Source organism: Micromonospora sp. NBRC 110038 (genome assembly GCF_020884815.1).
GTDB lineage: Bacteria > Actinomycetota > Actinomycetes > Mycobacteriales > Micromonosporaceae > Micromonospora > Micromonospora haikouensis.
In genome coordinates, this window is sequence record NZ_BBOL01000013.1 from 18,970 (window position 1) to 38,326 (window position 19,357).

The following is a 19,357-nucleotide window of genomic DNA, read 5'->3' on the forward strand; positions in this document are numbered from 1 at the left end:
TCAGCCGACGCCGAGGGCCGCATCGGTGCCCGGGCGTGCCCCGCCGACGAACTCGTCGAGGGCCGCGCCGTGCAGCACCTGCCCCGGCACCGCGTCGCGGGCCGCCCGCGTCGCCAGCCGGTCCACCGGCAGCCGGCCCGGCCGGCGCGCTGCGGCGAGCACCAGGTTGCCGTAGCGCCGCCCGCGCAGCATCCGCCGGTCGGCGAGCAGGCAGACGTCGGCGAACTCGGCCCGCAGGGTGGCCACCCGGGCGCGGGTGAACACCAGCGGCGGCAGGTCGGTGACGTTGACCAGGAGGATCCCGTCGGGGCGCAGCACCCGGGCCACCTCGGCGGCGAACTCGACGCTCGCCACGTGCCCCGGCATCCGGGCGGCCCGGTAGACGTCGGCGAGGACCAGGTCGTACGCCTGCGCCGGGGCCACCCGCACCGCCGCGCGGGCGTCGGCGACGTCGATGCGTACCCCCGGCGGTGGCGCGGGAAGTTCCCGGCGGACCAGGTCGACGACGGCCGGATCGCGCTCCACCACCAGCTGGGCCGAGCCGGGCCGGGTCGCCCCGACGTAGCGGGGCAGGGTCAGCGCGCCCCCGCCGAGGTGCAGCGCGGCGACCGGCGCGCCGGGCGGCGCGGCGAGATCGACCACGGCGGCCATCCGGCGGACGTACTCGAAGTGCAGGTGGCGGGGGTCGGCGACGTCGACGTAGGACTGGGCGACGCCTCCGGCGAGCAGGGTGCGCCCGGTGCGGCGGGCCGGGTCGGCCACGAGTTCCGGCCCCTCGGCGGCGGAGTGCATCCCGGCACCGTAGCCGGCGGGCGCACCGGCACCGTAGCCGCCGGCCGGGCCGGCGGGCGCCTCGGCCCGCCGGCCCGCGCGCTCAACCGCCGGCCGCCGGGCCGAGCAGGTCGCGCAGCCCGTCTGGTACGTGCAGCGCGGCGACGAGGTCGCCGTCGTGGTCGGCCAGCGCGGCGAGCGTCGCCTCCGCCTGCCGCCGGGCCTGTTCCGGGGTACGCCCGCTGATCCGGGCCACCTCGCCGACGAAGCCCGGCAGGTCCCGGTGGCGTTCGATGCCGTCGACGGGCACCACGTCATGCAGCTTCACGGGCACCGCCTGGAGCAGCCGCTCCCGCGCCCCCTGGTCCAGCGCCCAGGCCAGGGCGAGGACCGTCGCCTCGGCCGCGACCTTCGCCGTGTCGAAGTCGACACCGGCCCGCCGGCCCACGTCGTCGACCAGTTCCCGGTAGCCGATCCCGGTCGTCGCCCGCGTCGCGCCGGGGCGGCGCTCGGACCGCGGCGTCGCGCCGGGGACACGCTCGGACCGGGGCCCAGTGGTGGGCGGCGGCGCGGCGGGCGGCGGGGCGGGACCACCCCGGGTGCTGTCCGGCTTGTGCCGCCCGGCCGGCGGCGGCCCGGCCCGCTTGCCCTGGTCCAGGTGGGTGAGCTGCTTGGAGGCGCTCAGGCTCGCACCGGTCTCGCTGGCCTGGCGGCCGCGCTCCCGGGCCTGACGTGCGAGTGCCCGGCGGCGCTGGTTGTCCCCCTCCATCTGCTTGCGCATGACACACCTCGCTCCTTCTCCGGTCCGCTGGCTCCGTCTCCTGTCTCGGCGGTCGCGTTCCCGGCCCGATCGGGCCCGAAACGGCCCGGGAGCCCCGCCACGGACCCGCGGGTGTCGCTCACCCGGCCCGGGTGAGGGCACCTGAACCCGGCGCCACCCACGAGCGGCCGGGCTGTCGGCTTTCGCCGGCCGTAGGCTCCGCGTCCCGCCGCTCACCCACTTCCGCGATCTTGCAGTTGCGGCCCCGAAAAAGCGGCTGAAAACGCCCATCGTAGGGGCCCGAAGTGCAAGATCGGCGCACAGCACAGCACGGCACGGCACGGCACAGCACAGGGCAGCACCGGGCGGGTCGGCACAGGCCCCGTACTCGTGCCGCCGCGTCAGGAGCCGGGGCCGCGCAGCGCGTCGATCGTCACCCGGGCGGCCTCGGCGATCAGGGCGTCGTCGGGCTGCGCGTCCTTCGCGTCGCGGCGGGACAGCACGGCGAGCACGATCGGGGCACCCTCGGGCGGCCACAGCACGGCGATGTCGTTGCGGGTGCCGTATCCACCCGCGCCGGTCTTGTCGCCGACCTGCCAGCCGGCGGGCACCCCGGCCCGGATCAGCGTCGCCCCGGTGGTGTTGCGCCGGAGCCAGTCGACCAGCACGCCGCGGTCGGCCGCGGACAGGGCGTCGCCGAGCGCGTACGCCCGCAGGGAGCCGGCCATGGCGCGGGGCGTGCTGGTGTCGCGGAGGTCGCCCGGTGCGGCCTCGTTGAGGCTCGTCTCGGTGCGCGCCGGATTGGTGACGGTGTCGCCGATGCCGCGCAGCGCCCGCCCGAGCCCGGCGGGGCCGCCGAGTTCGGTGAACATCAGGTTCGCGGCGGTGTTGTCGCTGTGGCGCACGGCCGCGTCGGCGACCGCGCGCAGGGTCATCCCGTCCGCGACGTGTCGCTGCGTGACCGGCGAGTGGGACACGAGGTCGGCGCGGTCGTAGCGGACGACGCGGTCCAGCTCCGCCTCCGACGTCGCGGCGAGCAGCGCGCCGGCCGCGAGGGCCTTGATCGTCGAGGCGTACGCGAAACGCTCGTCGGCCCGGTGGGCGAGCGTGCGTCCGGTGCCGGTGTCGACCGCGTAGACGCCCAGCCGCGCGTCGAACCGCCGCTCCAGGGCGGTCAGCTCGGCGGGTGGGGGAACCGGGGAGGCGGTGGCCCCGGACGCGGCGCCGCCAGGCGCGGAGGTGGCCCCGGACGTGGCGGCACCGGGCGTGGCCGTGTCCGGGGCCGACGTGCATCCGGCCGCGAGACCCACCACGAGCACCGCCCCCAGGGACACCCTCCAACGGATCCAGATCACGCGACTCCCTCCCATACACCGACAAAACCGACTCCCCACTCCCCACCCCCACCCCCCGCCTAGGCCCGGTGATCAAGAGAAAAGCGTCAAAGTTGATCTTTTTGATGACGCAAACCTCTTGATCACCGAGGCGAAGCGGCGGGCGGCGGCGGGGCGGGGGGCTGGGGTCAGGCTGTGTCGGTGGTGGTGGCGGCGGGGTTTGCGGGGTGGTGGGTGGTGGCGAGCACCTCGGCGAGGCCCGTGCGGTCGAGCAGTTGCTGGAGCATCCCGCCCGTCCCGGTCAGTCGGATCGGCCCGGTGCCGTTGCGGTGGATCACCACGAGCGCGCTCAGTCCGGAGGAGTCGCAGAGGGTGATCCCGCCGAGGTCGATCTCCAGCTCGGTGCAGCCGTCCCGGCGCAACCGGTCGGCGGCTTCCACCAGCTCCGGCGCGGTGTCGTAGTCCAGCTCGCCGGCCAGCCGAAGCCGGGCGCGCCCGGGGGCGGGCCGGCTCACCTCGATGGTCAACAGCGGGGCTGGCATGCCTCCATGTTCCCAGCCTTCGGTGATCGACAAACGCCGGGGGCTTCAGGCGGACGCCGCCGACCGGTGCGAACCGGGCGCTCCGGCGGACTGCTCGCCGTCGGGCAGCGGGCGGGCGAGCAGCCCGGTGACGCCGGTCATGTCGAGGATGGTGTCCAGGAACCGGGGCGTCGAGCGCAGCCGGAGGGTGGTGCCGCTCTGCTGCCCCTCCCGCCAGGCGTGCACGATCACCGAAAGCCCGGTGCTGTCGATGAACTGCAGGTCGGCGAAGTCGAGCACGAGCACCGGCGGGTGCTCGGCGAGCTGCCGGTCCACCTCGTGCCGCAGCGGCGCGGCGGTGGTGAAGGCGAGGTCACCGCCGACCCGGATGAGGGGCGCGCCGGGATCGGTCAGATCGACGGACATGGTCAGCGGCGTCGCCTCGGGCTTCCTCCCGTGGGGTACCACGATCACGCCTTTCCGCAGGGCTGCCGGTCGGGCAGGTTCGCCTCGGATCGTAACAATCCCCGGCGGATGTCGCCCGTCGAGACCGATTCGGCAGCTCAGGGCAGCGTGGGGTGGCGGTACCGGCGGACCGGCGTAGGGTGGGGTGAGGAGATTGGACCACATACGCCGTTTCCGGTGGCCCGCGGGTGTCGGGCGGTTGTCGAGAAGGAGTGGGGCTCAGCTGGTGACTGCTGCCGACGTCAGGGACTGGGACCCGGGCGACGGACGGATCTCCACGCCGAGTGCCGCCCGGGCCCCGGCGTGGTCCGCCGACGTGCCGGTGCGTCCGCCCGCTGCGCTGCCACCCCTGGCCCCCGACCGGGGCCCGCCCGCGCCCGACTGGGCGGAGGTCGTCGAGCACTTCCGCGAGGGCCTGATCGTCTGCGACGCCGCCGGCGTGGTGCGCCAACTGAGCCCGGTCGCCGAGCGGCTGCTGCCCGAGGTGGCCGTCGGCGAGCTGCTCGCCGCGTCCGGGGTGGCGGGCCTGCGGACGCCACCGGCCGGGGGCGAGTTCGGCCACCGGGGCCGCCGGCTGCGCGTCCGCGAGGTGCCGCTGTCCGCCGGCCGGAGCTGCCGTTACGTCGAGGACGTCACCGAGAGCGTCACCCGGGCCGACGCGCTGCTGGCCGAGCGGGCCCGTTCGGCCTTCCTGGCCGTGGTGGGGGAGAAGCTCGGCAACCCGCTGCACCCGGACCGCGCGGCCGCCGCCGTGGTCCGGCTCGCCGTGCCGACCCTCGCCGAGGTGGCCGTGCTGGTGCTCGCCCCCCGGTCCGGCCGGGCCCGCTGGTGGCGGGCCACCCGGGCCGACGACGAGGCCCCGGGCGTGGACAGCGGCGTGCTCAACGCCGTCGACCTGCCGGCGGCCATCGACGAGGGGCTCGCCGGCGCCGAGCCGCACACGCTGGACTGGCTCGTCGAGCAGGCGGTCGAGGCGGGCTGGCTGCCCGGCCTGGACGCCGTCGACGTCAGCGTCCGCGTGGTGCCGCTGCCCGGACGGGACCTGCCGGCGGGCGCGCTGCTCGTCGCCCGGCGCTCGGCCCGCTACTACGACGAGGCCGACGTCGACCTGCTCCGTGCGTTCGCGGCCCGGGCCGGCGCGGCGCTGACCACGGCCGTGCTCTACCGCGACCAGGCCGAGGTCGCCGACACCCTCCAGGCCAGCCTGCTGCCGGTGGAGCCGGCCGAGGTGCCCGGCGTGCAGTGGGGCACGGCCTACCGGCCGGCGCAGGCGGGGCTGCGCATCGGCGGCGACTTCTACGGGTCGCACCGGCTGCCCGACGGCGGCGCGGTGTTCTTCCTCGGCGACGTCGCCGGCAAGGGCGTCGAGGCGGCCGTCTTCACCGGCCAGCTGCGCCAGTGCCTGCAGGCGCTGCACCGGGTGGAGTCGCACCCCGGCCGGCTGCTGCGGCTGCTCAACGACGCGCTGCTGGAGACCACCCTGGCGCACGGGCAGGGCCGCTTCGCCACCATGGTGCTCGGCGTGGTGCGTCCCCGGCGCGACGGTGGCCTCACCCTGACCATGTCCGGTGGCGGCCACCTGCCGCCGCTCGTGCTGCGCTCCTCCGGCGAGGTGGAGACGGTCGGCCTGAGCGGCATGTTGATCGGCGTGGTGCCCGACCCGCGCATCGGGGAGGTGACCGTCGAGCTGGCACCGGGCGAGACGTGCCTGCTCTACAGCGACGGGGTGACCGAGGCCCGGGGCGGCCGGCGCGGCGACGAGCAGTTCGGCGTCGACCGGCTGCTGCACGCGCTCGGCGGCTGCCACCGGATGCCGGCCCCGGCGCTGGCCGAACGGATCGAGCAGGTGACCTGCGACTGGCTGGCCCACGGCGACCACGACGACATCGCGGTGCTCGCGCTGCGGGCGACCGGGCCGCACAGCCGCCCGACCCGGCACCTGCACGCGGTGCCGACGCTGCCCTGACCGCCCGCCCGACCGCCCCACCGCCCGAAGGAGACCGCCGCGTGACCGTCCCCGCCGCCGTCGGCTCGCCGGCCGACGCCTGCCCCGGCTTCCTGCTGGCGTTGGAGTCCGCCGACGAGTACGCGGCGATCGAGACCGCCCTCGGGCTGGTCGACGCCGGGGTGCCGGCCGAACGGGTGCTGCTGGAGCTGGTGGCCCCCGCGCAGGTCGAGGTGGGCCAGCGGTGGGCCAGCAACGAGTGGAGCGTCGCCCAGGAGCACGCGGCCACCCACATCAGCGAGCGGGTGGTGGCGGCCGTCGCGGCCCGAGCCAACCCCCGTCCGACCCGGGGGCGGATCGTGGTGGCGTGCATGGACGGCGAGTGGCACGCGCTGCCGCCCCGGCTGGTCGCCGAGGTGCTGCGGCTGCGCGGCTGGCAGGTCACGTTCCTCGGGGCCAGCGTCCCGGCGGCGCACCTGGTGTCGTACCTGCACCGGCACGACGCGCACGCCGTGGCGCTGGCCTGCGCGCTGCCGATGCGGCTGCCGCACGCGTACCGCATGGTCGAGGCGTGCCGCCGCTCCGACGTGCCGGTGGTGGTCGGCGGGCGCGGCTTCGGCCGGGACGGGCGGTGGGCCCGCCGCCTCGGGGTGGCGTGGGCGCCCGACGCGCCGGCGGCGGCCGACCTGGTGGCCGACGAGCGGGCCCTGCGCCGCGTCCCCCCGGTCGACCTGGCCCACCTCGCCGACGACGAGTACGCGAGCCTCGTCAAGCGGCGGGCTGCGCTGATCGACAGCGCCCTGGCCGATCTGCGCGCGCGGGTGCCGGGCGTGCGGGAGTACGACGCGGTCCAGCTCGACTCGACCGTCAGCGACCTCGGCCACATCGTCGACTTCCTCGCCGCCGCCGTCTTCGTCGACGACGGCACGCTGTTCACCGAGTTCGTCGAGTGGCTGACCGGCATCCTGGTCAGCAGGGGGGTGCCGGCCGCGGCGGTCGCCCTCACCCTCGACCATTTCGCGGGTGAGCTGCGGGACTTCCCGCGCGCCGCGGGCTTCCTGGCCGGTGGGCTGGCGCTGCTCGCCCAGCAGGCGGGCGCGTCGGCGCGGTGACCGTGGCGTGCCGGCCTCCGGCGGCCCCCTGCTTATACTTGCTGCACTGCAAGCATTCGGCTGCGATGGAGCGAGAGGGACCACGTTGACGTTCACCGTCACGTACGCCCAGCGGGACGGCGGTGGGGCGTGCCTGCGACTCGCCGGCGAGCTCGACATGAGCACCGCGCCGGAGCTCACGGCGGTGCTCGACCGGCTCACCGAGCAGGGGGAGCGGCACCTGCTGGTCGACCTCGCCGAGCTGACCTTCTGCGACTCCACCGGCATCGCCGCCTTCGTCCGGGGCGACAACCGGGCCACGGCTCGGGGCGGGTGGCTGCGGGTCACCGGCGCCACCGGCCGGGTGGAGCGGGTGCTGCGGTTGACAGGGCTGGCGGAGGTGCTGGGCTACCCGCCCGACACGGGCCACCCGACAGCGCGGTCCGCTCCGTGATGGGCTAGATTTCCCCGCCAGCAGGCGATCGTGAGGTCGCCGTCCGCGTCGACCCGAGGCAGGTTCCCATGGCTGGAAGCACCCCCGGCCCCGTTCGTATCCTCGTGGTCGACGACGACCCGGGCGACGTCCTGATGATCGAGGAGGCCCTCGCCGACTCCGACGTCGACAAGGTGATCGACGTGGTCAGCGACGGCCAGGAGGCGATGGAGTTCCTGCGCCAGTCCGGCCGGCACACCGAGGCCCGCCGGCCGGACGTGATCCTGCTCGACCTGAACATGCCCCGGATGGACGGGCGGCAGGTGCTCGGCGAGGTCAAGCAGGACGACGACCTGCGGACGATCCCGATCGTGGTGCTCACCACCTCCAACGCCGACACCGACATCGTGGGCAGCTACACGCTCCAGGCCAACGCGTACGTGACCAAGCCGATCGACCTGGACGACTTCAACGACGTGGTGCGCCGCATCGACGAGTTCTTCGGCCGGGTCGTCGTGCTGCCCAAGCGGGTCTGACGCCCGCGCCCCGGGCTGATGCCCCACCCCGCGCCCCCGGGCTGACGCCCGCCCGGGGCGTCGCCGCTCGGATGCTGAACATTTTTCCCGAACGCCCTCGCCGCCCGCCCGCGCCGCCGAGGATTTCAGGTGGGGAAGAAACATCGGCTGCCTGGGGGCGACAGTATGAGGTTCTCCGTCGTGGAGTTCGGCTACGACCGGCGGCAGGTCGACTCCTGCCTCGATCAGCTGGCGGTCCGGTTGAGCCGGCTGGCGGCGTGCGCGGAGGGCGCCGCCGGGGCGGGTCGGGACTGGGACCGGTTCCGGGACGAGGCGGCCCGCCTGTGCGAGCTGGTCGAGCACCGGCCCGAGCTGGCCGCCGGGCCCGACGGTGCGCGGGCGGCGCTGGGCGACGTCGAGCGGGAGGCCGCCGGGATCCTGGCGCAGGCCCGGTTCGAGCTGGACGCGGCCCGCGAGGAGGCCCGGCGCGTCCGCGAGCAGGTGTACGCCGAGGCGCTGAGCGCCCGCCGGGACTTCGAGGCCGCCCTGGCCGCGCGCCGACGCCGGGAGGCCCGGGTGGACGAGATCCTCGCCGGGCCGGCCGTGGCGGTGGACACGCCCACGGCCGCGGCGGCCGTGCCGAACGGCGGCGTGCCGAGCACCCGGGTCGGCGCGGCCGGCGTCACCGTCGAGCCGCCGGGCGACTGGGGCAGCCGGGTCGCCTGAGCCGGCTCAGGTCAGCGCCGCGACGACCGTGGTGGCCCGCTCCTCGTGCTGCGCGTACGCGTCGGGGAATGCCGAGATCTGCACGGCCTGGGCCGCGGCGGTCAGGCTCATCTCCTCCCAGCCGGGCACCTCCAGCAGCGCCTCGTAGAAGACGCGGGCCGCGTACGCGGGGCGCATCAGGTCCCGGACGGTGCCCCAGCCGCTGCTGGGCCGCTGCTGGAACAGCCCGACCGAGTCGTGGTCGGAGCCGCTGCCCTGGTGCGGGTAGTTCGCGGACTCGGGGAGCACGTCGCTGGCCAGGTTGTGCAGCTCGCTCTCCTGCATGGCGGTGGCCACCGCGACGACGAGGCCCCGCCGGGGCAGCTTCATGTCCCGGCCCACGTCGACGATGGTCTTCGCGTTGTCCATCTGAAGCTGGCTGAGCCCGGCGACGGGGCGGGGGCGCGCCGGTCTGACGGGCTTCGGCTTCGGCTTGCGGGTGGCGCTCGGGCTGGGCTTCGCCGTCGGGCTGGGCGAGACGGTGACCGGGACCGCCGGGGAGCGGTCGAGGGAGCGGGAGGCGCGCTGCTCGGCCTCGGCGGCGGCCGCGGCCCGATCGACGAGGGCCCCCTGGACCGGCTCCGCGGGGCCGTCGGCCTGGCGGGTGCCGGCGAACGCGGCGACGCCGAGGCAGCAGCTCACCCCCGTGACCAGGGCCGCGCGCACCCGGGTGGACCTCAGCAGCGCGCGCCGGGGCGGTTCGGGACGCCGGTGCCGGCCCACCACCCTTTCGGCGGAGGCGGCATCGGCCGGTCGGCCATCCGGTCGGTCGTGGGCCTGATTCGGTTCGGCGGAGTCGTAGGGATGCACCCGCCGAGGCTAGATAGTCGACCGCGCCCTGCCACCGGGGTGGTTGGTGGCATGCGTCACAGATTGCGGGTTTCCCCCCGGACGATCACCCCGAGAATGGCGGCAACCCGGTCCAACCTCGCCAATGCCCTGTTTACGGTATGACCGATTCGCCGTGTGGAAAGGCGCCGAGTCAGCGGGCCTGCCATGCGATCGCGCGGCGACGTCCGGCTCGGGCGTTCGGCCGATGGCCTGATGCCCGACCGGACGGGCCGATCCGGGGTCGACCGGCGTCGGTCCCGGCGGTCGTCGAGGAGGTCAGCCGCGCCCGTTCTCCGCCGGCGTGACCGTCAGCCGGTGCCGGCTGTTGTCACCGCTGGAGAACGGCCACAACTCGTCGGCGTGCGCGACCAGCTCGGCGAGTTGCTGACGGCTCAGCCCGGCGGAGGAGATCGAGGCGCGCACGTCGGCGCGGTAGCGTCCGTCGTCGTCGCGACCCAGCCGCGCCTCCGCGCGTACCTGCACCGTGTGCGCCTCGTCGGTGATCTGCCCGGCCGCCTCCACCGCGGCGTGGTGCAGGCAGGACGCGAACGCCGCCGCCAGCAGTTGCTCCGGCGTCAGCCCCGTGCAGTGCGGCGCCAGCGGGGACGCCAGCGCGGTGGACAACCCGCCGTCGTCGGTGCGGACGTGACCGCCCTCGGCGGTGGCGGTGGCCTCGTGCAGCCAGGAACTCGGATCCGGCATCGCGTCCCCCCTCAGTCACCTGCCCGGCTACCCGGCGCGCGCCCGGCGAAACCGGGGCTTGTGCCCACCGTCGCCGCCTGGGTCGTCTCGGCCGCCGCCTCCCGGGTCCACGGGGACACCCCGGCGCCGCCGCGCTGCCTCGGCGGGGCCGTGGCGAGCATCGGCACGTACACCCGGGCGTCGACGGCCTCGGCCAGCAGCAGCGCCGCCATCAGGCTGCTCGGCCGCTGTGCCGGGTCGTCGGCCATCAGCTGCCGGCACAGCCCGGCCACCTCCGCCGGCAGGCCGTCGATCGGCGGCAGCGGCTCGGCCGGTCGCCGGCGGCGCGCCCCCAGCAGCTCGGTGGTGCTGTCGGCCGGGTACGGCAGCCGCCCGGCGAGGCAGTAGTAGAGCAGCACCCCGAGGGCGTACATATCGGCTGCCGGGGTCGCCGGCTGCCGGTCGAGCTGCTCGGGGGCCAGGTACGCGGGGGTGCCCACCACGATGCCGGCCGGTGCCTCGTCCGGCACCCCGGCCGGGGTGGCGATGCCGAAGTCCAGCACCTTCACCCCGCACGGGGTGAGGATCACGTTGGCCGGCTTCACGTCCCGGTGGACGATCCCGTGCGCGTGGGCGGCGGCCAGCGCCGCGGCGATCTCGGCGCAGACGCGTACCGCGATGCGCCAGTCCAGTGGCCCGGCGCGCAGGTGCGCCGCGAGGGTCTCCCCCTCGGCCAGCTCCATCACGATGTACGGCACCGGCCGGCCCGGCAGGGTCGAGGACGTGCCGAAGTCGTGCACGCTGGCCACGTTCGGGTGCACCAGCCGGGCCGCCGAGCGGGCCTCGGCCCGGATCCGCTCGACCGGGACCTCCTCGCGCCCGGGGGAGATGAGCTTCACCGCGACCGGCCGGTCCAGCACGCTGTCGTGGGCCCGCCACACCTCGGACATCCCGCCGACGCCGATGCGCTGTTCGAGCTGGTACCGCCCGTCCAGCGTCCTCATCGACCGCTCCTCGTCGCTCGCGCCCCGGCGCCGCCCGTCGACGGCGGCGCTGCCTGCCCCGATACCCGGCCCCCGAGCTGGGCAAACCGCCGGGGGTGTCGCCCCGGCGCCCCCGGCGGGACCGGTCCCGCCCGCCGACGACCGCTCAGCCGGGGGCAGCCGCCATCGGGTGGCCGAGCGCCGGGTACGCGGCCCCGTCGCCGATCCGCTCGGCGAGCCAGTCCGGGCCGTGCGGGCCGTGGGCCAGCGCCCCGACGGCGAGCATCGCGGCGCGGACCGCGTCCGGGGCGACCACCGTGACCGACGTCCACGGCGAGACCGGCGCCGCGCCCGTGCGCGGATCCAGCACGCCGCCGTCGACCCGCACGTCGGCGGTGGCCAGGCCACCGCCGGTGAGCGAAACGACGCGGTCGCCGACGGCGACCGGCCAGCCGCCCGGCGGGGCGGGACCGGCGACGGCGGCCCGGTTCCCGACGCCGACCAGCACCCCCGCCCCGGTCCGGGCCGCGATCCGCTGCGCGCAGCGCCGGGCGAGCTGGGCGGTCGCCGTGGCGGCCAGGCCCAGCGGCAGGGTCGGCGGCAGGGCCAGCAGGTCCCCGGCGAGCGTCACCGCCCGCCAGTTCGCCACCGGGACCGGGCCGGCCGCCACGCCGCCGCAGACCGGCAGCAGCCCCGGCACCCGTCGGCGGCGCAGCCGGGCCGCCTCGACGGTGGGATCCACCGCCCCGTCGCTGGCCTCGGCCGCGCTGAGCGCGACGCCGACGAGGTCCCGCAGCAGCGGGCCGACCGGCACCGGTCGGCCGGCGGCCCGCAGCGCCCGAGCCAGCGTGGCATCGCCGCGACGCAGGCCGGCCAGCAGCAGCGTCAGCTCCCGGCGGGCCGCCGGCAGCACGTGTCGGCCGGTCACCGCCACCCGCACCGGCCGGCCCCGGTGCGTCCAGCGGCTCTCCCAGGTGTGGCGCGGTTCCCTGTCCATGCCGGGCAGCCTGCCGGGCGCGGCTGGACCGGGCTTGGGGCACGGCTGTGCCCGTGCTGTGCGGTGAGAGGGCACCGGGTCGCTCCCACAGCTGGTACACAGGATCTGCTGGGGTGGGGCACAGCGGGCGTGCCCACGATGGGGGGCATGGTCATGGAGGGGCAGGCCGCGCAGGGCCGCATCGAGCTGCGCCGACCGGACGGCGAGCCCGTCCGGGTGCTGGTGGTCGACGACGAGCCCACGCTCACCGACCTGCTCTCGATGGCCCTGCGCTACGAGGGCTGGCAGGTGCGCACGGCCGGCAACGGGATGGCGGCGCTGAGCACCGCCCGCCAGTTCCAGCCGGACGCGGTGGTGCTCGACGTGATGCTGCCCGACCTCGACGGCTTCCAGGTGCTGCGCCGGCTGCGCGAGCACACCCCGACCGTGCCGGTGCTCTTCCTCACCGCCCGCGACGCGGTGGAGGAGCGCATCGCCGGGCTCACCGTCGGCGGCGACGACTACGTCACCAAGCCGTTCAGCCTGGAGGAGGTGATCGCCCGGCTGCGGGCGCTGCTGCGCCGCTCGGGCTTCGCGATCGCCACCCGGGAGGACGCCGTGCTGACCGTCGGCGACCTCAGCCTCGACGAGGACAGCCACGAGGTGCGCCGCGGCGACCAGTTGATCACCCTCACCGCCACCGAGTTCGAGCTGCTGCGCTACCTGATGCGCAACCCCCGCCGGGTGTTGAGCAAGGCGCAGATCCTCGACCACGTCTGGAACTACGACTTCGGCGGGCAGGCCAACGTCGTCGAGCTCTACATCTCGTACCTGCGGAAGAAGATCGACGTCGGGCGGGCGCCGATGATCCACACGCTGCGCGGCGCGGGGTATGTCCTCAAACCCGCCGACTGACCGCGCGCGCCGGTGGCTGGCCGGCTGGTCCCTGCGCACCCGGCTGGTGGTGACCGTGGTGGCGCTGCTCGCCTTCGTCAGCGTCGGCATCGGCGCGCTGACCACGGTGGCGCTGCACCACTTCCTGATCGCCCAGGTCGACGACCAGCTCACCTTCGACCAGCGCCGCCGCCCCGGGGACCGGCCGCCGTGGTTCACCAACCCGCCCCCGTCGTCGCAGCGTCCCGTCGACCTGCCGCCCGGCTTCCCGGCCGGCTCGATCGCCGCCCGGGTCGTCGACGGCCGCGTCCAGTCGGCGACCACCCGCACCGCGGCCGACGCGACCGAACAGCTCGGCGCCGACGCGGCCGCCCCGCTGGCCGGGCTCACGCCCGACGGCCGCCCCCGCACCATCGACCTCGGCGAACGGGGCGACTACCGGGCGGTGGCCCGCCAGTACGTCGACGGCCAGACGCTGGTCTTCGCCCTGCCGCTGGAGGGCGTCGAGGAGACGGTCTGGTGGATGGTGCTGGCCCAGGCGGGCGTCGCCACCGCCGGCCTGCTCGTCGCCGGCAGCCTCGGCGCGCTCATCGTCCAGGCCACCCTGCGCCCGCTGCGCCGGGTCGCCGCCACTGCCACCCGCGTCACCGAGCTGCCGCTGGACCGCGGCGAGGTGGCCCTGTCGGTACGGGTGCCGGCCGCCGACACCGACCCGCGCACCGAGGTCGGCCAGGTCGGCGGCGCCCTCAACCGGATGCTCGGGCACGTCGCCGCCGCGCTCGCCGCCCGGCAGGCCAGCGAGACGCGGGTACGCCAGTTCGTCGCCGACGCCAGCCACGAGCTGCGCACCCCCCTCGCCGCCATCCGGGGGTACGCCGAGGTCGCCCGCCGGGGTCGCGACCGCGTCCCGCCGGACGTGGCGCACGCGCTGCGCCGGGTCGAGTCGGAGAGCACCCGGATGACCAGCCTCGTCGACGACCTGCTGCTGCTGGCCCGGCTCGACTCCGGCCGGCCCCTAGCCGTCGAGCCGGTGGACCTGACCGCCCTCGTCGTCGACGCGGTCAGCGACGCCCACGTCGCCGGCCCCGAGCACCACTGGCAGCTCGACCTGCCCGAGGCGGAGCTGGTGGTGCCGGGCGACGCGGCCCGGCTGCACCAGGTGGTGGCGAACCTGCTGGCCAACGCCCGGGTGCACACCCCGCCCGGCACGACCGTCACCGCCCGGCTCGCCGCCCAGCCCGACGGGGTCGTGCTCACCGTCACCGACGACGGCCCCGGCATCCCGCCCGACCTGCAGGGCGAGGTCTTCGAACGCTTCGCCCGGGGCGACAGCTCCCGCTCGCGCGCCCACGGCAGCACCGGCCTCGGTCTGGCCATCGTGGCGGCCGTGGTGGACGCCCACCACGGCCGGGTCGAGGTCTCCAGCCGCCCTGGTCGCACGGCGTTCACCGTCGTGTTGCCGGCGTTCACGGACCCCACAGCCACCGCATAGGCCGCCCACGGCCCGTCGCCAGTGGGGTCGCGCAGAGTGGCGGCATGGACAAGACAGAGAGCCTGCTGACCCTGCCCCCGCCGGCCTCGACCGGCCCCACGCCGACGGACGCCACGGCCGCCGCCGGCCCGCCCGCGCGTGGGCGGCGGGACCCGGCCTGGGTACGCCCGGCGCTGGCGGCCCTGCTGCTGGCCACCGCGCTGCTCTACCTGTGGGGGCTGGGCGCGTCCGGCTGGGCCAACTCGTTCTACTCGGCCGCCGTCCAGGCCGGATCGGAGAGCTGGAAGGCGTTCTTCTACGGCTCGTCGGACGCGGCGAACTCGATCACCGTCGACAAGACGCCGGCGTCGCTGTGGCTGATGGCGCTGTCGGTGCGCGTCTTCGGCCTCAACAGCTGGGCGATCCTCGTCCCGCAGGCCCTGCTCGGCGTCGCCTCCGTCGGCGTGCTGTTCGCCACCGTCCGCCGCTGGTACGGCCCGGCGGCCGGCCTGATCGCCGGCGCGGTCCTCGCCGTCACCCCGGTGGCGACGCTGATGTTCCGGTTCAACAACCCCGACGCCCTGCTCGTGCTGCTGCTGATCGGCGCCGCGTACGCCACCGTCCGGGCCGTGGAGACCGCCAGCACCCGGTGGATCGTCCTCGCGGGAGCGCTGGTCGGCTTCGGCTTCCTCACCAAGATGCTCCAGGCGTTCCTGGTGATCCCGGTCTTCGCGGGGGTGTACCTGCTGGCCGCGCCCACCGGCTTCTGGCGGCGGGTACGGCAGGTGCTGGCCGCCGGCCTCGGCGTCGTGGTGGCCGCCGGCTGGTGGGTGGCGGTCGTCGAGCTGGTGCCGGCCAGCGCCCGCCCGTACATCGGCGGCTCGCAGGGCAACAGCATCCTGGAGCTGACCCTCGGCTACAACGGGCTGGGCCGGATCACCGGTGCGGAGGAGGGCAGCGTCGGCGGTCGCGGGCCGGCGTCCGGGCAGACGGGGCTCGGGCGGCTGTTCGACACCGAGAACGGCGGGCAGATCTCCTGGCTGCTGCCGGCCGCGCTGATCCTGCTGGTCGCCGGCCTGCTGCTGGCCGGGCGGGCGGCGCGCACCGACCGCCGGCGGGCCGGGCTGCTGCTGTGGGGCGGCTGGCTGCTGGTCACCGGCGTCATCTTCAGCTTCATGTCCGGGATCTTCCACGCGTACTACTCGGTGGCGCTGGCCCCGGCCGTCGGCGCGCTCGTCGGCATCGGCGTCACCCTGCTGTGGCAGCGCCGGGCGCCGGGCGTGCCCCGCTGGCAGGCGCTGGCGGCGACCGTCACCCTGGCCGCCACCCTCGCCGTCACCGCCTGGTGGTCGTGGCGGCTGCTCGGCCGCAGCCCCGACTGGTACCCCTGGCTGCGCACGGCCGTGCTGGCCGGCGGCCTGGCCGCAGCGGTGCTGCTGGTCGTCGCCGACCGGCTGGCCCGGCGGGCCGTCCCGGTGCTCGTGGCGCTGGGCGCGACGGCGGCGCTCGCCGGCCCGGTGGCGTACTCGCTCCAGACCGCCGCGACCCCGCACACCGGGTCGATCCCCAGCGCCGGTCCCGCCGTGGAGGGTGGCTCCGGCCCGGGCCGGGGCGGCTTCCCCGGCGGCGGCCGGATGCGCGACGGCGGCCAGAACGCGCCGGGCGGCCAGAACCGGACCGACGGCCAGCTCGCCTTCCCCGGCGGCGCCCAGGCACCGGGCGGTCAGTTCCCCGGCTTCCCCGGCGGCGGCCAGGCCCAGGGCGGCGGCCAGGCCCAAAGCGGCGGCCAACTGCCCGGCGGGGGCGGCCAGGGCCGTGGCCCGGCCGGCGGCGGCATGGGCGGCCTGCTCGACTCCCGGGAGCCCAGCGCCGAGCTGCGCAGCCTGCTGGAGGCCAACGCCGTCGACTACACCTGGGTGGCGGCCACCATCGGCTCCCAGAACGCCTCCGGCTACCAGCTCGCCACGGGCGAACCGGTCATGTCGATCGGCGGGTTCAACGGCAGCGACCCGTCCCCGACGCTCGCGCAGTTCCAGCGGTACGTGGCCGAGGGCAAGATCCACTACTTCGTCGGCGGCGGCGGGTTCCGCGCCAACGGCGGCAGCTCCGCCTCGCAGGAGATCGCCGCCTGGGTCGCCGAGACCTTCGAGGCGACCACCGTCGACGGCGTCACCGTCTACGACCTGACCAGCGGACAGGAGGGCTGAACCGATGACCGCATCCACCGAGCCGCGCCCCACCGTGGACGCCCGCGTCGCCGCCCCGCCCGCGGTGCTCGACGTGGTGATCCCCGTCTACAACGAGGAGACCGACCTCGGGCCCTGCGTGCGGCGGCTGCACGCGCACCTCACCGCGCACTTCCCGTATCCGTTCCGGATCACCGTCGCCGACAACGCCAGCACCGACGGCACCCTGGCCGTGGCCGACGGCCTCGCCGACGAGCTGCCGCAGGTCACGGTGCGGCACCTGGACGCCAAGGGCCGGGGCCGGGCGCTGCGGGCGGCCTGGTCGGCGTCGGACGCGCCGGTGCTGGCGTACATGGACGTGGACCTGTCCACCGACCTGGCCGCGCTGCTGCCGCTGGTCGCGCCGCTCATCTCCGGCCACTCCGACCTGGCGATCGGCACCCGGCTGGCCCGCACCTCCCGGGTCGTGCGGGGCGCGAAGCGGGAGGTCATCTCGCGCGGCTACAACCTGCTGCTGCGCGGCACCCTCGCGGTGAGCTTCTCCGACGCCCAGTGCGGGTTCAAGGCGATCCGTGCCGACGTGGCCGCCGGGCTGCTGCCGCTCGTGCGCGACACCGGGTGGTTCTTCGACACCGAACTGCTGGTGCTGGCCCAGCGGGCCGGGTTGCGCATCCACGAGGTGCCGGTCGACTGGGTGGACGACCCGGACAGTCGGGTGGACATCGTCGCCACCGCCTTGGCCGACCTGCGGGGCATCTGGCGGCTGGGTCGGGCCCTGCTGACCGGGTCGCTGCCCCTGGCGGAGCTGCGCGCGCAGCTCGGCCGGGCCCCGCTGGCCCCGCCGCCGGCCCGGGTGCCGGTCGGGCTGCCGCGCCAGCTCGTCCGGTTCGCCGCGGTGGGCGTGGCGAGCACGCTGGCGTACCTCGTGCTCTTCGTCGCCACCCGGGGAGCGCTCGGCCCCCAGTGGGCGAACCTGGCGGCGTTGCTGGTGACGGCCGTGGCGAACACGGCGGCGAACCGGCGGCTGACCTTCGGCATCAGCGGGGGCCGGCACGCCGGCCGCCACCACCTGCAGGGCCTGCTGGCGTTCGGCCTGGGCCTGGCGCTGACCAGCGGCTCCCTGGCGGCCCTGCACGCCGTCGCGGCGGCGCCGCCCCGCGCGGTCGAGCTTACGGTGCTGGTGGCGGCCAACCTGGCCGCCACGGCCCTGCGCTTCGTCCTGCTGCGCGCCGCGATGCACCACCGCCGACCGACGACGCCGCAGCGGACCGCCCCGGCCGCGCCCGACGCCGCCCGCCCGCCGGCGCGTGGCGACGCCGGCCGCCCACCGGCGCGTGACGCGGCGTGATCGACGGCCGGCGCGTGCCGTGGGTGTGCTCGACGGCTGGCGTGCTCGACGGCCGGTGTGTGACGCCGTGCGATCGGCCGCCCCGGCCGGCGGCACCCCGGGCCCGCCCTTTGCTCTGCACCCGGATACGCAACGGTTCACCGAGCGCAACCGGTGACCACCCTGCCCGCGTCCGGCGGCCACGAGGATGCCCAGGTCGCCGCCCTGTTGCGGATATGGGTGCAGAGCAAAGGGGACGGGAGGGCAGTGGCCGCGCGTGAGGGCCGTGACACGGGGTGACGCGAGAGTCCGTCCGCGCGCCGGCCGTCCAGCTGTGGCACACGGTGCGGAACGTGCTCAGGGCGTGGCGGCTTCCGGCGCTCCGGCGGCCTGCGGGACGAAGTCGCCGGTCGTGGCCCGCACGATCAGCTCGGGCGCGAGGCGCACCGACCCGGCTTCGCCCGACCCCAGCAGGGTCAGGAGCGCGTGCAGCGCCTGTGCGCCCATGTCGCGCAGGGGCTGCCGGATGGAGGTGAGCGGCACCAGCAGCTGGGCGTCCACGTCGATGTCGTTGTAGCCGACGACCGCCACCTGCCGGCCGACCCGCAGCCCGTGGTCACGCAGGGTGCCCATCGCGCCGATGGCGGCGAAGTCGTTGACGGCGAAGACGCCGTCCGGCTGCCCTACCTCCAGCAACCGGGCCATCGCCGACGCCCCGCCGGCCACGTCGAAGCTCGACGGGGCCACCCACCGCGGGTCCACCGGCACCCCCCGGGCCTTCGCCGCCGCGAGGAAGCCGGCGACCCGGTCGGCCGAGGTGCTCGCGTGGTCGGGGCCGGCCACGACCGCCAGCCGCCGGCACCCGATGTCGATCAGATGGTCGGCGGCCAGCCGGCCGCCGAAGCGGTCCCGGCCGGTGACCGAGGGATGCCCCCGGGAGGCGCGGCTGACCAGCACGAACGGCACCTGTTCGGCGGCGAGCCGGTCCAGGGCGGGGTCGCTGCGCCGGGCGTCGCCGATGATGAGCCCGTCCACCCGTTCCCCGATGAAGCGCCGGATCCGCACCGCCCGCGCCTCGTCGTCGTCCCAGGAACTGCTGACCACCGCCTGGTAGCCGGCGCTCGCGGCGGCGGCGTCGATGCCCTCGAACACCGTGGCCAGCACGATGTCGGTGATCCGGGGGACCAGCACCCCGATCACCCCGGTCTTGCCGCTGCGCAGGCTCGCCGCCCACCGGTCCCGGTGGAAACCGAGCTCCTTCGCCGCGTCGACGATCCGGGTCGCCGTGGCGGGGCTGACCCGGACGTCGTCGCCGCGCAGGACGCGGGAGACCGTGGAGACGTGCACGCCGGTGAAGCTGGCGACATCCCGCAACGTCACCCGTTTGTTCACAGTGCCTCCCGCGCCG

The 19,357-nt window shown here is 76.0% G+C and carries 17 protein-coding genes and 2 pseudogenes; 9 read left to right on the top strand and 10 right to left on the bottom strand.

Features of this window, described 5'->3' with window-relative positions; all coding sequences use genetic code 11:
* The 5 genes and pseudogenes from LPU61_RS30235 to LPU61_RS30255 form a co-directional block, all read right to left on the bottom strand.
* Positions 1-792 (bottom strand): spermidine synthase, encoded by a 792-nt coding sequence (locus LPU61_RS30235; protein WP_229406851.1) that lies wholly within the window; start codon positions 790-792, stop codon positions 1-3.
* A gap of 85 nt (positions 793-877) precedes the next feature.
* Positions 878-1,552: pseudogene (locus LPU61_RS30240) on the bottom strand (DUF2267 domain-containing protein); the annotation flags it as partial.
* Between the two features lie 380 nt (positions 1,553-1,932).
* The gene (gene bla, locus LPU61_RS30245) at positions 1,933-2,886 is read right to left on the bottom strand and encodes a class A beta-lactamase (protein WP_374199731.1); all 954 of its coding nucleotides are present in this window, start codon (positions 2,884-2,886) and stop codon (positions 1,933-1,935) included.
* Between the two features lie 167 nt (positions 2,887-3,053).
* Positions 3,054-3,407, bottom strand: coding sequence for an STAS domain-containing protein (locus tag LPU61_RS30250; protein WP_229406852.1), 354 nt, complete (start codon positions 3,405-3,407; stop codon positions 3,054-3,056).
* A gap of 45 nt (positions 3,408-3,452) precedes the next feature.
* Entirely contained in the window at positions 3,453-3,860 is a 408-nt protein-coding gene (locus tag LPU61_RS30255) for an STAS domain-containing protein (protein WP_229406853.1), read from the bottom strand.
* A 217-nt stretch (positions 3,861-4,077) separates the two neighbouring features.
* On the opposite strand from LPU61_RS30255, the gene LPU61_RS30260 reads away from it, so the two are divergent.
* From LPU61_RS30260 to LPU61_RS30280, 5 genes are all read left to right on the top strand, one after another.
* Positions 4,078-5,817, top strand: a complete 1,740-nt coding sequence (locus LPU61_RS30260) for a PP2C family protein-serine/threonine phosphatase (RefSeq protein WP_052503987.1) — start codon at positions 4,078-4,080, stop codon at positions 5,815-5,817.
* A gap of 41 nt (positions 5,818-5,858) precedes the next feature.
* Positions 5,859-6,908: a B12-binding domain-containing protein gene (locus tag LPU61_RS30265; RefSeq protein ID WP_043968662.1), complete on the top strand. Its 1,050-nt coding sequence runs from the start codon at positions 5,859-5,861 to the stop codon at positions 6,906-6,908.
* 85 nt (positions 6,909-6,993) lie between these two features.
* Complete coding sequence (locus LPU61_RS30270; RefSeq protein ID WP_043968663.1) at positions 6,994-7,341, top strand: STAS domain-containing protein; 348 nt, start codon at positions 6,994-6,996, stop codon at positions 7,339-7,341.
* Positions 7,342-7,409: 68 nt separating this feature from the next.
* On the top strand, positions 7,410-7,856 hold the full coding sequence (locus LPU61_RS30275) for a response regulator (protein ID WP_043968664.1): 447 nt from the start codon (positions 7,410-7,412) through the stop codon (positions 7,854-7,856).
* A gap of 165 nt (positions 7,857-8,021) precedes the next feature.
* Complete coding sequence (locus LPU61_RS30280; RefSeq protein WP_043968666.1) at positions 8,022-8,561, top strand: hypothetical protein; 540 nt, start codon at positions 8,022-8,024, stop codon at positions 8,559-8,561.
* 6 nt (positions 8,562-8,567) lie between these two features.
* Here LPU61_RS30280 and LPU61_RS30285 read toward each other — a convergent pair whose 3' ends face one another.
* The 4 genes from LPU61_RS30285 to LPU61_RS30300 all read right to left on the bottom strand — a co-directional run bounded on the left by LPU61_RS30285 (position 8,568) and on the right by LPU61_RS30300 (position 12,092).
* Positions 8,568-9,410 carry a hypothetical protein gene (locus LPU61_RS30285; RefSeq protein ID WP_374199732.1) on the bottom strand — a complete coding sequence of 281 codons (843 nt, stop codon included), beginning with the start codon at positions 9,408-9,410 and terminating at the stop codon, positions 8,568-8,570.
* Positions 9,411-9,707: 297 nt separating this feature from the next.
* Complete coding sequence (locus tag LPU61_RS30290; protein WP_043968668.1) at positions 9,708-10,133, bottom strand: OsmC family protein; 426 nt, start codon at positions 10,131-10,133, stop codon at positions 9,708-9,710.
* Positions 10,134-10,144: 11 nt separating this feature from the next.
* Positions 10,145-11,116: a serine/threonine-protein kinase gene (locus LPU61_RS30295; protein WP_229406854.1), complete on the bottom strand. Its 972-nt coding sequence runs from the start codon at positions 11,114-11,116 to the stop codon at positions 10,145-10,147.
* A 145-nt stretch (positions 11,117-11,261) separates the two neighbouring features.
* The gene (locus tag LPU61_RS30300; protein ID WP_052503988.1) at positions 11,262-12,092 is read right to left on the bottom strand and encodes an FAD:protein FMN transferase; all 831 of its coding nucleotides are present in this window, start codon (positions 12,090-12,092) and stop codon (positions 11,262-11,264) included.
* Between the two features lie 153 nt (positions 12,093-12,245).
* Between LPU61_RS30300 and LPU61_RS30305 the strand changes: the two genes are divergently transcribed.
* From LPU61_RS30305 to LPU61_RS30320, 4 genes and pseudogenes are all read left to right on the top strand, one after another.
* Positions 12,246-12,986: a response regulator transcription factor gene (locus LPU61_RS30305; RefSeq protein WP_141723685.1), complete on the top strand. Its 741-nt coding sequence runs from the start codon at positions 12,246-12,248 to the stop codon at positions 12,984-12,986.
* The gene (locus LPU61_RS30310) at positions 12,964-14,457 is read left to right on the top strand and encodes a cell wall metabolism sensor histidine kinase WalK (protein ID WP_229406855.1); all 1,494 of its coding nucleotides are present in this window, start codon (positions 12,964-12,966) and stop codon (positions 14,455-14,457) included. Before LPU61_RS30305 ends, LPU61_RS30310 begins: the two co-directional genes overlap by 23 nt.
* 44 nt (positions 14,458-14,501) lie before the next feature.
* A complete protein-coding gene (locus tag LPU61_RS30315; protein WP_229406856.1) occupies positions 14,502-16,643 on the top strand; it encodes a glycosyltransferase family 39 protein in 2,142 nt (713 codons plus the stop codon).
* A 4-nt stretch (positions 16,644-16,647) separates the two neighbouring features.
* Positions 16,648-17,871 (top strand): annotated as a pseudogene (locus LPU61_RS30320) (glycosyltransferase); the annotation flags it as partial.
* 435 nt (positions 17,872-18,306) lie between these two features.
* Here the strand turns inward: LPU61_RS30320 and LPU61_RS30325 are convergent.
* Positions 18,307-19,341, bottom strand: coding sequence for a LacI family DNA-binding transcriptional regulator (locus LPU61_RS30325; RefSeq protein WP_229406857.1), 1,035 nt, complete (start codon positions 19,339-19,341; stop codon positions 18,307-18,309).
* Between the last annotated feature and the right edge of the window lie 16 nt (positions 19,342-19,357).